Genomic DNA, 14847 nt, shown 5'->3' on the forward strand with positions numbered 1-14847 from the left:
CGGACATGCGCGAGGCACTCTCCGCGATGACCACTCGGGGTCGCGCGTTCCTGGCCGCGGGGATCACCGCGGCGGTCTGCGCGATCCTCCTCGGCCAGGAGGACCTGCTCCGGATCGGCGCGCTGCTGGTGCTGCTGCCGCTGGTGACCGCATTCTTCCTCGGCCGCAGCAAGTACCGCCTGGGCCTGGTCCGGTCGGTCAGCCCGTCGCAGGTGGCCGCCGGGCAGCAGGCGCGCGTGCAGCTCGACCTGACCAACGACGGCCGGATGCCCACGGGGCTCCTGCTGCTCGAGGACCAGCTCCCCTACGTGCTCGGCACCCGGCCCCGCTTCGTGGTCGACAAGATGGGTCCGCGCTGGCGCCGCACGGTGGGGTACGTCGTCCGCTCCGACGTCCGCGGGAAGTTCTCCATCGGCCCGATGACGGTCCGGCTCAGCGACCCGTTCGGCCTGGTGGAGCTGACCCGCGCCTTCCACTCCACGACGTCCCTGGTGGTGACGCCGCGGATCTCGCCGCTGCCCCCGATCCCGCTGTCCGGGGCCTGGACCGGCTCCGGGGACAACCGGCCGCGGGCGTTCGCGAGCGGCAGCGCCGAGGACGTGACCGTGCGCGAGTACCGTCGCGGCGACGACCTGCGCCGGGTGCACTGGCGCAGCAGCGCCCACGTCGGTGAGCTGATGGTGCGCCGCGAGGAGCAGCCCTGGCAGTCCCGGGCCACGCTGTTCCTCGACAACCGGAGGTCCACCCACCGCGGCAGCGGTGCCGCCTCCTCCCTCGAGCACGCGGTGTCGGTCACCGCGTCCATCGCGGTCCACCTCGTCCAGCGCGGCTTCGTGGTCCGGCTGGTCACCGCCGCCGGCGAGGAGCAGGGCGGCTCGTGGCACGAGCGCGGCGGTGTCGCGGCTGAGACCGGCCCGCTGCTCGAGGCGCTCGCCGTGGTCACCGAGGTCGACCGCACGCACCTGGACACGCGGTGGCTCCAGGACGTCGGGCACTCCGGCCTGCTCGTCGCCGTCCTCGGCGCCGTCGACGACCAGGACAAGGGCGCGCTCTCCCGGATGCGTCACTCCGCGGCGAGCGCGATGGCCGTCGCCCTCGACGTCGACCGCTGGGCGCGGACCCGGGACGCCCGCGCCGACGGCGACCAGGACGGCCCGGGCGCCGCCTGGCTCAAGGCGCACGGCTGGAAGGCGGCCACCGCACGGCCCGACGTCCCCGTCTCGACCACCTGGCAGGAGCTCGGCGTGGCCGGACGCAGCAAGGGCGCCCGGGTCCCCCGCTCGGTCGGCGGGAGGCTGTCGTGAGCAAGGTCCACCTCGGCTGGCCGGGCACCACCTCGGCGTCCCTCCTCGCCGCCCTCACCACGTGGATCGCACTGTGGGCCTGGGCCGGCTTCGTGGAGCGCCCCAGCGGCTTCCTGGTCCCGCTCTTCGGCGTGGGGCTGCTGGTGGCGGCGACCGGGATGCTGCTGCGCTCGGCACGCGTCCCCAGCCTGCTCACCGCGCTGGGCCAGGCGGGGGTGGTCGCGCTGTGGCTGCACCACCGCTGGGCGGAGGATCTCGCCCTCGGCGGCTGGATCCCCACCGACGAGTCCATGGCCCGGTTCGGCGAGGTGCTCCGTGACAGCGTCACCGCCGCGCAGAGCTACGCCGCGCCGGTGTCGGCCTCGGTGCCGGAGATCTACCCGCTGCTCATCGTCACCGGTGCGGCCGCGGTCGTGCTGGTCGACTTCATCGCCTGCGGGCTGCGCCGGGTGCCGGTCGCCGGGCTCCCCCTCCTCGCGGTCTACACCGCCCCCGCGTCCATCCTCGACGGCGGCGTGCCGTGGTGGGGCTTCGTCGCCGGGGCGATGAGCTTCCTGTTCCTGCTCGCCGGCGACGAGGGACGGCGGCTGTCCCACTGGGGACGCCAGATCTCCCACAGCGACCGGGTCTTCGACACCCTCGGGACCCGCGTGAGCACGGAGACGGTGCGTGCCTCGGCCCGCAAGATCGGACTCACCGCGACCGGGCTGGCCGTGCTGGTCCCGATCTTCGTGCCGACCTTCAGCGGCACCCTCTTCGACGGGAGCGGCCCCGGCGGGGACGGGGACGGCGACGCGGTGGCCATCGACAACCCGATGGCCGACCTCAAGCGGGACCTGGTGCGCGGACGCGACGTGGACGTCCTCGACGTCTACACGGTCACCGGCGACCCGACGTACCTGCGGGTCTCGGTGCTCGACTCGTTCGACGGCGAGACCTGGAAGCCCTCGGACCGCGAGATCCCCGCGGAGCAGCGCGCCGAGGGCCGGCTCCCCCGACCGCCCGGCCTGAGCTCGGGGGTGACGCGGCGGGAGGTGACCTTCCAGATCCGGGCCCGCGACACCTTCGACTCGCAGTGGCTGCCGGCGCCGTACCCGGTGTCCTCGATCGAGGCCCGCGGCGACTGGCGCTACGACACCGACACCTTCGACTTCATCAGCGCCGCCGAGGGACAGAGCACCGTCGGGCTGGAGTACGACCTCTCGGCGCTCCAGGTGGAGGCGCTCGCGAGCACCCTCGCGAGCTCCGGCCCCTCGCCCGAGAACATCTTCACGCCCTACACCGACCTGCCGGACAACCTGTCCGACCGGGTGCCGCGCCTGGCCCGCGAGGTGACCGCCGGCGCGACGAGCCGCTTCGAGAAGGCGGTCCGGCTCCAGGACTGGTTCCGCGAGGACGGCGGCTTCCGCTACTCGCTCACCGAGCGGGGACCGGGCAACAGCACCGACGACCTGCTCGACTTCCTGAGCCCCGACGGCCGGGTCGGCTACTGCGAGCAGTTCGCCGCGTCGATGGCGGTGATGGGCCGGAGCCTGGGCATCCCGTCCCGGGTGGTGGTCGGCTTCCTGCGCCCGGACAAGGTGGAGGAGGGCCACTACGTCTACAGCGCGCACGACCTGCACGCCTGGCCGGAGATGTACTTCGATGGCACCGGCTGGCTGCGCTTCGAGCCGACCCCGCAGGACCGCGCCAGGTCCGTGCCGAGCTACACGAACGCGCAGCTGGGCGTCGATCCCACGGCCGCACCCTCCGCGGCCGCGCCGACGCGCGCCCCCGACGACTTCGACCGGCCGAGCCCGTCGCCCGAGGCGGGCGCCGCCGGCGGGTCGAACGGCTCCGGCGGCATCGGCCGGGAGCTGCTCACCGGGCTGCTGGTGCTGCTCGGGGCGCTGGGGCTGGCGGTCCTGCCGCGCGCGGCCCGCGGCTGGGTACGGCGCCGGCGCTGGGCGTCCGCGACCACGCCCGCGGGGGTCGCGGAGGCGGCCTGGGCCGAGCTGCGCGCGAGTGCCCTCGACCTCGGCCTGGGCTGGGACGACTCGGTCACCCTGCGTACCCGGGCCCGCTCCCTGGCGGCGGCGTTCGGTGCTCCGGCAGCGGACGCCGAGGAGCGGCAGACCCGGTCGCCGGCGTCCGGCGTCGAGGCCGCACCGGAGGCGGCGCGCGCGCTGGAGCGGCTCGTGCGGTACGTCGAGCGGGCGCGCTACGCCCGGGCGGTGGAGGCCCAGGACGGTGTCGAGGACGACGTGCTGCTCGTCGTCGGGGCGCTGGGTGACGGTGCGTCCCGCCGGCGGCGGCTGCGGGCCACCTGGTGGCCGACGTCGCTGTTCGACCGGAGTTCCTCGCGCGACGCCCGCCGCCGGCGGGCGGCGTCCGGTCCGGCGATCGGCGAGCCCGGCGTCGACCACGCGGTGTAGGCGGCCGGAGCCGACGCCCGCGCGCGGCTCACCCGGCCGGCGCGACACGTCCTCGCAGACGCAGAGGTCCCGCTCCGGCTTGCTGCCGGGCGGGACCTGGGACGTCGTGGGGATGTGCCGGGGATGCCGGCTGGTTACATGCCGTTGTTGTCGCGCCGGCGGCGCCACCGCTCCTCGAACCGGTGCATCATCGACTGGTGGCCGCCGGACTTGCCGCGGGGACGCTTCTTGGTCTTGCCGCCCTCGATCACGCTGAGCCCGAAGGCCCCCTCGGGGGTGTCCCGCAGGACCCGCTGCTCCTCGGCGCTCGGCGCGGCGTTCTGCCCCTTCCAGGCGGTGAGGGCCACCACCGCGGAGCCGAGCATGACCACGAAACCGACGATGCCGACCAGCGTCTGCTGCAGGACCGCACCGGTCATCAGCACGACGACACCGACCAGGAAGACCCCACCGGCGACATAGGCACGGCGGCGGGCGTTGCGGCGCAGCGACGTACCCCTCAGCGCCGAGGCGAACTTGGGGTCCTCGGCCACCAACGCGCGTTCCATCTGCTCGAGCAGACGCAACTCTTCTTCGGAGAGCGGCACGGCTTCCTCCCGCAAAATGATCGTGCAACAAGTCTAGGCAGCACATCTGGCACGCGGTACCCGACCTCCAAAAAATCATCTACCACGGCACCAAATGCAACCTCGGCGGGACCTGCGGCGTCCTTGGTACGGGTGGGTCGGAGGCAGGTCTCCGGCATCGCGTGAGGCACGACACGTCGGGTCCGCGCGGACGCCCTGCGGGCACCCCGCGCGGTGGCCGTATTCTTTGACACGTTTTGTGGGTGCCGCTCGGGCGCACACACCGCTCGGATGGGCACAGGGCCTGGCCGAACGGGGGAAACCGCCGGTGTCCGCGCCGGCTCAGGCACGGAGGCCTACATGAAGAGATTGCTCAGTGTGGTGGCTGCCCTGGTGATGGGGCTCGGCCTCACCGCCGTGGTCGCCCAGCCGGCGCAGGCCGCGGTCGACCTGACCGCGCCGTTCTCGCGCGAGCCGGTGTTCCGCGGCGACGTCGACAAGGACCAGTACAACATCGAGCACGTGTACGACGTGCAGTACCGGCTGCGCTGGCTCGGCCTGCTCGACGCGACCCCCAACGGCGTGTTCGGCCCGCAGACCGAGCAGGCAGTGAAGCAGTTCCAGCGCAGGCTCGGGCTCAGGGTCACCGGCCGCGTCACCGCGAACACCTGGGCGCCCCTGATCAAGCGGACCATCCGCGGCAAGGGCGCGGTCCCGAAGGTCTGCCGCACCGACGGCTGGCACGTCTGCTACGACCGCAAGCGGCACCAGGTCAACCTGTACAAGCACGGCTCGCTGTACAACTCGTGGCTGGTCCGCGGCGGCTCCTACAGCACCCAGACCCGCACCGGGAACTTCACCGTGCAGTGGCGCGACATCGACCACCGCAGCCGCACCTTCGGCGGCGCGCCGATGCCGTACTCCCAGTTCTTCTCGGGCGGCCAGGCGCTCCACGGCTCGCGCAACATGATGGACCCGTGGGTCGGGCACAGCCACGGCTGCGTCAACTTCTGGGTCGAGGACGCGCGCCAGCTGTGGAACCTCACGCACGACAAGAAGCTGTACGTGCACGTGTACGGCGCCTGGGACTGACCGGTCCCCCACCACCGCACACAGGAGCGGGCCCCGGAGTCATCCGGGGCCCGCTTCGTCGTCCCACCCGGCGTACGGCGCGGCCGGCCGTCACGGCGCGGGGTGGCCGGGGTCGGCCACCACGTCGAGCTCGTGTCCCTCCGGGTCGGTCATCGGCTGCCACCAGACCCCGATGTCGTCGAGCAGGTCGGTGACCGGCTCGCCGACCCGGCGCCCGCCGAGGCTCTCCAGCCTGTCCACGAGGGCGGGCACCCCGAGCCCGAACGGCGGGTGCACGTCGAGGTGCATCCGGTTCTTGCCGGCCTTCGGCTCGGTGACCTGCTGGAGGATGAGCACCGGCCCGGGCGGCTCGCCGGCGGCCGGCTCGAGCACCTCGAAGCCGGGGACGCTGGCGGCGTGGACGTAGCCGAGCGCGGCGCACCAGAACTCCACGAGCCCGCGCGCGTCGAGGCAGTCGAGGACAACGGAGACTCTCATCGGGCGGCTCCCATGGGCCCAGCCTAGGGAGAACCGGCCTCCCGCGGCACGGGATCGGCGCCCTCGCGCCCAGGTCGTCGCTCAGGCGACGTCGGCGGCGGTCTCGAGCGTCGTCCGCAGGACGAGCCGGTCGTCGCGGCTCCGCGAGCGAGAGCTGCGCGAGCGCCTCCCGGGGAAGGTCAGGGCCTCCCCTCCCCGAGGAGGGTGGCCGGTCGGACCGCCTGCGCCCCGAAGCGCAGCGTGGCCCGGTCGACGGCCTGGTCGGCCTCGGACCAGCCGCTCTCGCGGGCGCCGAGCACCAGCTGCCGCTGGACCGCGGCGCGCGGCAGCAGCCCCTCCATCCGCACCCCGACCAGCCGGAGCCGGGCCCGCTGGAGCCCGAGCGCGGTGAACAGGTCGGCCGCGGTCTGGTAGATCTCCTGGGTCACGTCGGTGGCGTCGCCCAGGGTGCGGGAGCGGGTGATCGTGGTGAAGTCGGCGAACCGGACCCGCAGCGTCACCGTCCGGCCGGCCACCCGTGCGGTGCGCATCCGACCGGCGACCTTCGCCGACAGCCGGAGGATCTCGCGCAGGATCACCTCGGGGTCGTCTGTGTCGCGGCCGAAGGTCTCGTCGGCGCCCATGCTCTTGTCGGGCTCGTCCGCCCCCCGGCGGGGGGTGACCACCCGGCGGTCCTGCCCCCACGCGAGCTGGTGCAGCTGCGCGCCGAGCGAGGCCCCCACCGCCCGCTGCAGGGTGGCCAGCGGGGTGTGCGCGATGTCGCCGACCGTCATCAGCCCGAGCCGGTTCAGCATCTGGGTGGTCTTCTCGCCCACCCCCCACAGCTCACCGACGTCGAGCGGGTGCAGGAACGCGGTCACCGACTGCGGCGGGACCACGACCACCCCGTCGGGCTTGGCGCGCCGGCTCGCCAACTTGGCGACCGCGACGGTGCTCGCCACCCCGACCGAGCAGGTGATCCCCTGCTCGTCGTAGATCCGGGCGCGCAGCTGCTCGGCGATGGTGTACGGCGACCCGAGCCGGCGTACCGACCCCGACACGTCGAGGAACGCCTCGTCGAGGGAGAGCGCCTCGACGAGCGGGGTGACCTGGCGGAAGTTCTCCATCACCGAGGAGGAGACGGCGGTGAAGGTCGCGAACTCGGGCGGGATCACCACCGCCTGCGGGCAGAGCCGGCGGGCCCGGGTCATCGGCATCGCCGAGCGGACGCCGTACTCCCGGGCGAGGTAGTTCGCCGACAGCACCACCCCGCGGTGCCCGCCGCCCACGATGACCGGCACGTCCTGCAGGTCGGGGCGGTCGCGCACGGCCACCGACGCGTAGAACGCGTCCATGTCCACGTGCAGGATCGGGCACTCGCGGGAGGCCGCCGCCAGGTCGCGCGGGCTCATCGCCGCACCCCCGGGACCCCGGGGACGGGACGGACTGGGGACGGCCCGGGGCCGGCCGGGTCAGCGGCGGGTGGCCAGGGCGTGCAGCTGGGTGCCCAGGGGGAGGTACTCGGGTCGGTCCGCGACCGCCCGCTCCAGCTCCACCAGCGCCGTCGCGGCGCCGGGCTCCAGGTCGACCAGCGAGCTGGGCACCAGGTCGACGAAGACCCGCACCGCGTGCAGGGCGGTGGTGTCGAGGCCCGCCCGGTCGAGCACCGTGGTGATCTCGTCGGCGGTGAACCGGCGGTGGCTGCCGCCGCGGGAGGTGTCGTCGAGGAGCTCCCGGGCCTGGTTGAAGTGGCCGGCCATGGCCCGGGTGACCACCGCGGCATGCCGCTGGCTGACCAGCAGGCTGAGGGTGCCGCCGGGACGGAGCACCTCGGCGATGGAGGCCAGCGCCGCGGCCGGGTCGTCGACGATCTCGAGCACCCCGTGGCACAGCACCACGTCGGTGCGTCCGGCGGGGACCAGGTCGTGCAGGCTGGCCAGGTCGCCCTGGCGGCCGGTGACGAGGTCGGCGACACCGCGCTCCTCGGCCCGCCGGGCCAGGATCGCGAGGGCGTCGGGGCTGGGGTCGATGACGGTGACCCGGTGGCCGAGCTCGGCCACCCGGACCGCGAAGCCGCCGGTGCCGCCGCCGATGTCGAGGACCGAGGCGGTCTGGTCGCCAGCATCGGCGGGGACAGCGGCCAGGACGTCCTGGAGCGCCTCCCAGACGACGGCGGTGCGAGCGGCTCCCCGCCCCTGGTGACCGGGACGCTGCGAGCTGTTCTGTGCTGGCATGGCGCCCACCCTAGTGAGCCACGGCACGGGTCGGTCATCCGGCACTCCCGGGACTGCGGTGCCACAGCTTGCGGGGCGCGGTCTTGGTGTCGTCGCCCGCGGGCTTGATGTCGGCGTAGGGCGACAGCTTGAAGCCGCTCGAGTGCACCAGCACCCTGCGTCGGCCCATCCCGCCCGCGGTGCCGGCACTGCCCTGCTGCTGCGCCGCGGGCGGGTCGGCCATCACCGGCCGGGTCGCCCGGCTCTCGGCCGCCCCGGTGACCGCGGACTCCCCCACCGCCACGGCGTCGGCGAAGCCGAGCGGCACCTCGGCCATCGCCGCGCGCACCGCCTCGACGCCGTCGTGCTGCCACAGGTCGTAGAGGGCCGGCAGCTCCCAGCACCCGGTGGCCCGCAGCGAGACCCCGCGCGGCCCGGTGCGCCGCAGCTCCCCGCGCACCAGCAGCAGCCAGGAGTGGAAGACCGTCGCGGCGTACGGGCCCTGGGCGTCCTCGAAGAAGGTCGCGTCGACCGGGCCGGTCGCGTCGTCGAGGGTCAGGAAGACCACCCGGCGCCCGGACCGGATCGGCGGGGTCTGGGTGGCGACCTTGACCCCGGCGACGAGCAGCTCGGACCGGCTCCGCTGGTGCACCAGGTCACGGGACCGGACCACGCCGAGGTCGTCGAGGAACCCGGTGTAGAAGTCCACCACGTGCCGGCTCACGTCGAGGCCGAGGATCTCGAGCTCGGCGCGGACCCGCTCGGAGGCGTTCATCTCGGGCAGCCCGCTGACCTCGCCGTCGGCGGGGGTGTCGCCGAGGTCGAGGGCGAGCTGGACCGAGGTGAGCGGGGCCGCGGCCCGGGTCGCCCGGGACTGGGCGGCGGCCTGCTGCCACACGCCCGGCCCCGCGGCCTGCTCGCGGTCCCGGTGGTCGGAGCTGTTCCGGCGCGCCGCCTCGGCCGCCCGGACCGCGGCGGTGGACCCTGCCCCCGCGCGGTCGCCCCCCGGGTCGCCGGGCAGCGGAGTGCGCGCGGCCGGGCCGGCGGGGCGGGTGCGGGACAGCCCGCGGCTGCGGCCCTTGCCCGCCCGGTCCACCGCCCGCGCGTGCCGGTCGAGGTCGGCGACCTGGAGGAGCAGGTCGCGCCGGGTCACCTTGCTGCGGCGGCGCACCCCGAGCGGTGAGCCGATCCCGTAGATCGAGTCGAACCCGCCGGCGAGCACGAGCCGCTCCACGACCGGCCGGGAGACGCGGGCGCGGTGCCAGAAGTCGGTGAGCGAGTGGTAGGGACGGGCCGCGACGACGCGGCCCACCTCCGCCTCGGAGATCCCCTTCACCTCCGAGAGCGCGAGCCGGATGCCGTAGGCGCGGCCGTCGGGCAGCCCCTCCCCGGGGGCCTGCCGGGGCGGCTGCCCGAGCACCTCCGGCGGCGGCTCGTCGTACACCCCCACCTTCTCCACGACGTACTCGGCGCCGCTGGCGTTCACGTCGAGGCCGAGGACGGCGATGCCGAGCTGGCGGGCGTCGTCGAGGATCAGCCGCTTGGGGTACATGCCCGGGTCGTGGGTGAGCACCCCGGCGAGGAAGTGGGCCGGGTGGTGGGTCTTGAGCCAGGCGGACTGGTAGGTCGGCAGCGCGAACGCGGCGGCGTGGGCCTTGCAGAAGCCGAACGAGGCGAACGCCTCGAGCACCTTCCAGACCTCCTCCACCACGGCGGGCGGGTAGCCGCGGGCCACCGCGCGGGGGAAGAACCAGAGTCTGGTGTCGGCCATCCCCTCCACGTCGCCGAGCGCCCGGCGCGCCTCGTCGGCCTCGGCGAGGGTGCAGCCGGCGAACTGGGCGATGATCTCGATGACCTGCTCGTGGAAGACCACCACGCCGGAGGTCTCCTCCAGGATCGGCCGCAGGTCGTCGTGCAGGTAGGTCGGCATCGACCAGCCCTGTCGGGCGTTGAGGTACGGCGTGATCATGTCGCTCTTGACCGGCCCGGGCCGGAACAGCGAGATGTCGATGATGATCTCCTCGAACGTCCGCAGCCCGGACTTGCCGACCAGCTCGCGCTGGCCCGGCGACTCGATCTGGAAGCAGCCGAGCGTCTTGGACTGGCCGATCAGCGAGAAGGTCGCGGGGTCGTCGAAGGGCACCTGCGCCTCGTCGTCGAGGTCGACGACCTCGCCGTCCACCCGCTCGATCTCGCGGAGCGCGTGCGCCATCGCCGACTGCATCCGGATACCGAGCACGTCGAGCTTGAGCAGGCCGAGGTCCTCCACGTCGTCCTTGTCGAACTGGCTCATCGGGAAGCCGGCGTAGCTGGCCTCCACCGGGGTGCGGTCGAGCAGGGTGGCGTCGGAGAGCAGCACGCCGCAGGGGTGCACCGCGATGTGCCGTGGCAGCCCGTCGAGCCGCTCGACGAGCCGGAACATCAGGTCGAGCCGCTCCTCGCCGAGACCGGAGGCGCGGAGCTCGGGCAGCTCCCGCAGCGCCACCCGGGCGTCGCGGGCACGGATGTGCGGGAAGGCCTTGGCGATCGCGTCGACCTCCCCCGCCGGCATGCCGAGCGCGGCCCCGACGTCGCGGACCGCGTGCCGGACCCGGTAGGTGTCCATCATCGAGACGCAGACGCAGCGTTCCCCGCCGTAACGGTCGAGGATGCGCTCGTAGACCTCGAGCCGGCGCGCGGACTCCACGTCGACGTCGATGTCGGGCAGCGCCTGGCGCAGCGGGGAGAGGAACCGCTCCATCAGCAGCCCGTGCCGCAGCGGGTCGACCCCGGAGATGCCGAGCAGGTAGTTGACCAGGCTGCCCGCCCCGGAGCCCCGGGCGGCGGAGCGGACCCCCATCTCCCGGACCAGGTCGGTGACGTCGCCGACGGTGAGGAAGTAGGAGGCGTAGCCGAGCTCGTCGATGGTGCGCAGCTCGTCGTCGAGCCGCTTCCAGATCCGCTGCCGCGGCGCGCTGCCGTACCGGCGGCCGATGCCCGCCTCGCAGCGGGCCCGCAGCATCGCGCTCGCCTCGGCCCGCGAGGAGCCGAACTCCGGGAAGTGCACCTCGCCGAGGCCGAGGTCCTCCCGCGGGTCGACCGCGCACCGGTCGGCGACCATCCGGGTGCGGGAGAGCAGCTGGCGGGCGTCGCGCTCGCCGAGGCCGGCGAGCCGGCAGACCTCCTCGGCCACCTCGGCCATCTGCTTGCCGGACTTCAAGAAGCCCTCGGCGTTGCCACGGTCGACGTGGCGCAGGTCGAGCGGGACCAGCCGGCGGGCGGCGTCGAGGACGTCGACGGTGGGCGCGTCGGTCCGGTCGGCGTAGCGGACGGCGTTGGTCAGCACCACCCCGAGCCGCTCCGCCCGGGAGATCCCGGCCATCCGCGCGGCGTGCGAGGCGGTGCCCGGCCCGGACCCCGGCAGGCGGTGGGAGACCACCTCGACGAGTAGGTCGGCGCGGTCCACGACGCGCAGCCACGGCTGGAGGGCGGCGCGGGCGAGGTCGTCCCGGCGCAGGGTGGTGGCCCGTCCGAGCTCGGAGCCGGGGCCGAGCATGACCAGCACGTCCCGGCCCGCGACGTGCTCGGCGACCAGGTCCACGGTGGTGACCGGGGTGCCCCGCTCACCGGCGAGATGGGTCGCGGAGACCAGCCGGCACACCGCGGCCCAGCCCTGCTTGCTGGTGGCCAGGAACGTGGCCCGCGGCAGCCGCTGGTCGCGGAAGGCGCCGCCGCGCGCCGGGGTCCGGCCCCGGCGGCCCGCGGTCGCGTCGGCGGCCGGGGGCAGCGCCCCGGTGGGGGCCACCGCGAGGTCGACGCCGAGGACCGGCCGCACCCCGGCCTGCATGCAGGCCTTGGCGAAGCGGACCGCGCCGTAGACCCCGTCGCGGTCGGTCAGGGCCAGCGTGTCCATCTCGTGCTCGACGGCCCGCTCGACGAGCACGTGCGGGTGGGAGGCGCCGTACTGCAGGGAGTAGCCGGACGCGACGTGCAGGTGGACGAACGGGTCACGCGACACCGGAGCGCCCCTGGACGAGCGGGAGGTACTCCTGGAACGGGACGTGCCGGGTCAGGCCCAGGCACTCCTCGACGACGCCGAGGAAGCGGTCGGCGTCACGGACGAGGTCGTCGGCCTCCCGCTCGGTGACGGCACGGACCGAGCCCGCCTCCGCGGCCGCCCGCTTCGCGGCGCCGGCGGCGAAGAACGCCGCCCACTCGCTGAGCTCGGGAGCGACCTCGGCGAGCAGGACCCAGGCGTTCTTCTGCGGCGAGCGGCCCCGCCGGGCACCCGCGACCGGGTGCGCCCGAGCGGCCAGCAGGGCGGCCGTTGCCCGCAGCGCGGACACGTGGGCGTGGGCGTAGCGCAGTGTCACCTCCGAGGTGGTGATCGCCTCGCGCAGGGACGCCGCCGCACGCTCGAGGTAGGAGTGGGTCGCCGCCGGGAGGGCCAGGGGGTGCCGGGCCGGGCCGGGCGGGACCGCCCCGCCACGGGCCGGGCCGGCGGGGCCGTGCGGACGGGGGGACCTGGTGGAAGTGGTCATCGCAGGCCCTCTCAGTCCACGCAGCGGGCGAGCTGCCAGCTGCCCGTCGCCCAGTCGAAGACGAGGTCGAAGACGCCCCGCCCCGCTCCCCCGGGCCCCGACGCGGCGAGACCGCGGGCCGCCTCGACCCGCCACACCTCCCGCTCGGCGGCGAGGTCGCTACGGACCAGCACCCCGCCCCCGTCGGATTCGCCGGCGGCCCCGGAGTCGGCGGTGCCGAGCACCGCGCGGACCCCGGAGGACTGCCACCACGGACCGGTCTCCACCCAGTGCGCGACGACGTCGCACACCTTCCACAGCCGGCCACGCCACAAGAACTGCTCGGGCCCCTCGGTGTCACCCACCATTCCCTTGCGCACTTCCACGGGGTCGTCGTAACGCCGCATGTCCCACCCTCCGACGAGATAGTCACCAGACCAGCTACTGAGCTCGACCCCTGCCCGACCCCTGCTCCCCCCGCTCCCGCGGGGGTCCGTGCCGCCTCCCGCACCGGCTCGGCGCGGGAGGTGTGGGCGGGGATGGGGGTCGAGGTCATCCCCGCCCAGCACGGGTGTTCGAACACCTGTTCGAACACATCCAAAGGTACACCTGGCTTCCGACAGTCCGTCAAACCTTGCGGAGAAACCTGGGGACGGCCGGGGGACGCCGATGAGTTCCGGCCCGGGCCGCGGTCTACTCCTTCAGCGGCTCACCCCGGGGCCGCGACCGGCACGAAGGGACCAGGAGCCATGCAGAAGATCACCCCCTGTCTGTGGTTCGACACCGAAGGTGAGGAGGCGGCGACCTTCTACACCTCCCTGTTCAAGAACTCCCGGATCCTCGGCGTCACCCGGTACAGCGAGGCAGGCCCCCGGCCCGCGGGCATGGTGATGACCGTGAGCTTCGAGCTCGACGGGCAGGAGTTCACCGCGCTCAACGGCGGTCCGGACTTCACGTTCAACGAGGCCCTCTCCCTCCAGGTCAACTGCGCGGACCAGGCGGAGGCCGACCACTTCTGGACCGGGCTCGCCGAGGGCGGCGAGGAGGGGCCGTGCGGCTGGCTCAAGGACAAGTACGGCGTCTCGTGGCAGATCGTCCCGACCGCGATCCAGGAGCTGTTCAGCGGCGCCGACGCCGCGGCCACGGAGCGCGTGATGGCCGCCCTGCTCCAGATGAGCCGGATCGACATCGCCGCGCTGCAGAAGGCCTACGACGACGCCGGGTAGGGCGCCCGTGGCCGACCGGTCGGCGGCGGCCACTAGGGTCTGGCGCATGACGTCGGACCCCGCTCCCGTGGAGCCCCTGTCGGTCACCCGGTTCCGCGAGGAGCTCGCCCGTCGCGGCGGCACCGGGCGGGTCGTGGTCCTCCCCGACACCGTGCACACCGCCCCGCTCGCGGCCGCGGCGCTCGGCTGCGAGGTGGGCGCGATCGCAAACAGCCTGCTCTTCGACGCCGACGGCCGGCCCCTGCTGATCCTCACCTCGGGGGCGCACCGGGTCGACACCGCGAAGGTCGCCGCCGAGCTCGGCGTGCAGCGGCTGCGCCGGGCGAGCCCGGAGTTCGTGCGCGAGCACACCGGCCAGGTGATCGGCGGGGTCTCCCCCATCGCCCACCCCGTCCCGGTCCCGACCCACGTCGACCCGTGGCTGCGCCGTCACGCCGAGGTCTGGGCCGCGGCCGGCCATCCCTCGGCGGTGTTCAGCACGTCGTACGACGAGCTGGTCGAGCTGACCGGCGCCACCGAGCTCGACGTCGAGTAGCGAGGACAGCCATGGAGATCTGGGTCAACCCCGCCTGCTCGAAGTGCGCGGCCGCCACGGCGGCGCTCGACGAGGCCGGCGTCGCCTACACCGTCCGCCGCTACCTCGACGACCCGCCGACCGAGGCCGAGCTGACCGACGTCCTCGACCGGCTCGGCCTCGAGCCCTGGCACATCACCCGCACCGGGGAGCCGGTCGCCGCCGACCTCGGGCTCGCGGACCTGCCGCGGGACCCGGAGCACCGGGACCGCTGGCTGGCGCTGCTGGCCGCCCACCCGGTCCTCGTGCAGCGGCCGATCCTGACCGCCGACGACGGCACCACGGTCGTCGGACGCGACCCCGATGCGGTGGCCCGCGCGCTCGACGCGGCACGCTGAGCCGGGCGGTCGGCTGGCCACACCCCGTCCGGGGGCGTACTGTCATGAGGGCCGGGGGTCACCCGCGTGTTGCTGGCCATGGTTGCATCACCCCCGGTTCACGAAGAATCAGGGCTTTCGTCCGCTCGTGGCGGACACCGGGCCCAGAGAACACAGGTGCGACAC

13 protein-coding genes are annotated in these 14847 nt (G+C 74.3%); 6 read left to right on the plus strand and 7 right to left on the minus strand.

Annotated features, from left to right (window positions below; genetic code table 11):
- Window positions 1–5 precede the first annotated feature (5 nt).
- Together K1X13_RS02635 and K1X13_RS02640 are read left to right on the plus strand one after the other, a co-directional pair.
- The gene (locus tag K1X13_RS02635) at window positions 6–1304 is read left to right on the plus strand and encodes a DUF58 domain-containing protein (RefSeq protein ID WP_221023480.1); all 1299 of its coding nucleotides are present in this window, start codon (window positions 6–8) and stop codon (window positions 1302–1304) included.
- Window positions 1301–3718 (plus strand): transglutaminase TgpA family protein, encoded by a 2418-nt coding sequence (locus tag K1X13_RS02640; protein WP_221023481.1) that lies wholly within the window; start codon window positions 1301–1303, stop codon window positions 3716–3718. The genes K1X13_RS02635 and K1X13_RS02640 overlap by 4 nt, the downstream gene beginning before the upstream one ends.
- A gap of 134 nt (window positions 3719–3852) precedes the next feature.
- Here K1X13_RS02640 and K1X13_RS02645 read toward each other — a convergent pair whose 3' ends face one another.
- Window positions 3853–4305 carry an SCO2097 family morphological protein gene (locus K1X13_RS02645; RefSeq protein WP_221023482.1) on the minus strand — a complete coding sequence of 151 codons (453 nt, stop codon included), beginning with the start codon at window positions 4303–4305 and terminating at the stop codon, window positions 3853–3855.
- A gap of 339 nt (window positions 4306–4644) precedes the next feature.
- On the opposite strand from K1X13_RS02645, the gene K1X13_RS02650 reads away from it, so the two are divergent.
- Window positions 4645–5376, plus strand: a complete 732-nt coding sequence (locus K1X13_RS02650; RefSeq protein WP_221023483.1) for a L,D-transpeptidase family protein — start codon at window positions 4645–4647, stop codon at window positions 5374–5376.
- Window positions 5377–5466: 90 nt separating this feature from the next.
- On the opposite strand, the gene K1X13_RS02655 is transcribed toward K1X13_RS02650, so the two are convergent.
- The 6 genes from K1X13_RS02655 to K1X13_RS02680 form a co-directional block, all read right to left on the minus strand.
- Window positions 5467–5853 (minus strand): VOC family protein, encoded by a 387-nt coding sequence (locus K1X13_RS02655; protein WP_221023484.1) that lies wholly within the window; start codon window positions 5851–5853, stop codon window positions 5467–5469.
- 179 nt (window positions 5854–6032) lie between these two features.
- Window positions 6033–7244 (minus strand): DNA polymerase IV, encoded by a 1212-nt coding sequence (dinB, locus tag K1X13_RS02660; RefSeq protein WP_221023485.1) that lies wholly within the window; start codon window positions 7242–7244, stop codon window positions 6033–6035.
- Window positions 7245–7304: 60 nt separating this feature from the next.
- Window positions 7305–8066, minus strand: a complete 762-nt coding sequence (locus K1X13_RS02665) for a methyltransferase domain-containing protein (RefSeq protein ID WP_221023486.1) — start codon at window positions 8064–8066, stop codon at window positions 7305–7307.
- A gap of 34 nt (window positions 8067–8100) precedes the next feature.
- The gene (locus K1X13_RS02670) at window positions 8101–12042 is read right to left on the minus strand and encodes a DNA polymerase III subunit alpha (RefSeq protein ID WP_221023487.1); all 3942 of its coding nucleotides are present in this window, start codon (window positions 12040–12042) and stop codon (window positions 8101–8103) included.
- Window positions 12032–12565 (minus strand): SAV_6107 family HEPN domain-containing protein, encoded by a 534-nt coding sequence (locus K1X13_RS02675; RefSeq protein WP_221023488.1) that lies wholly within the window; start codon window positions 12563–12565, stop codon window positions 12032–12034. The genes K1X13_RS02670 and K1X13_RS02675 overlap by 11 nt, the downstream gene beginning before the upstream one ends.
- A gap of 11 nt (window positions 12566–12576) precedes the next feature.
- On the minus strand, window positions 12577–12951 hold the full coding sequence (locus K1X13_RS02680; RefSeq protein ID WP_221023489.1) for a DUF6504 family protein: 375 nt from the start codon (window positions 12949–12951) through the stop codon (window positions 12577–12579).
- Window positions 12952–13293: 342 nt separating this feature from the next.
- Here K1X13_RS02680 and K1X13_RS02685 point away from each other — a divergent pair, with 342 nt between their 5' ends.
- From K1X13_RS02685 to K1X13_RS02695, 3 genes are read left to right on the plus strand one after another with little or no spacing between them, the layout of a single operon-like run.
- Window positions 13294–13770, plus strand: a complete 477-nt coding sequence (locus K1X13_RS02685) for a VOC family protein (RefSeq protein ID WP_221023490.1) — start codon at window positions 13294–13296, stop codon at window positions 13768–13770.
- Between the two features lie 46 nt (window positions 13771–13816).
- On the plus strand, window positions 13817–14305 hold the full coding sequence (locus K1X13_RS02690) for a YbaK/EbsC family protein (RefSeq protein ID WP_221023491.1): 489 nt from the start codon (window positions 13817–13819) through the stop codon (window positions 14303–14305).
- 11 nt (window positions 14306–14316) lie between these two features.
- A complete protein-coding gene (locus tag K1X13_RS02695; RefSeq protein ID WP_221023492.1) occupies window positions 14317–14682 on the plus strand; it encodes an ArsC/Spx/MgsR family protein in 366 nt (121 codons plus the stop codon).
- The last annotated feature ends 165 nt before the right edge of the window (window positions 14683–14847 follow it).

The sequence above is a fragment of the Nocardioides jiangsuensis genome, from assembly GCF_019679455.1.
Taxonomy (GTDB): Bacteria; Actinomycetota; Actinomycetes; order Propionibacteriales; family Nocardioidaceae; genus Nocardioides_C; species Nocardioides_C jiangsuensis.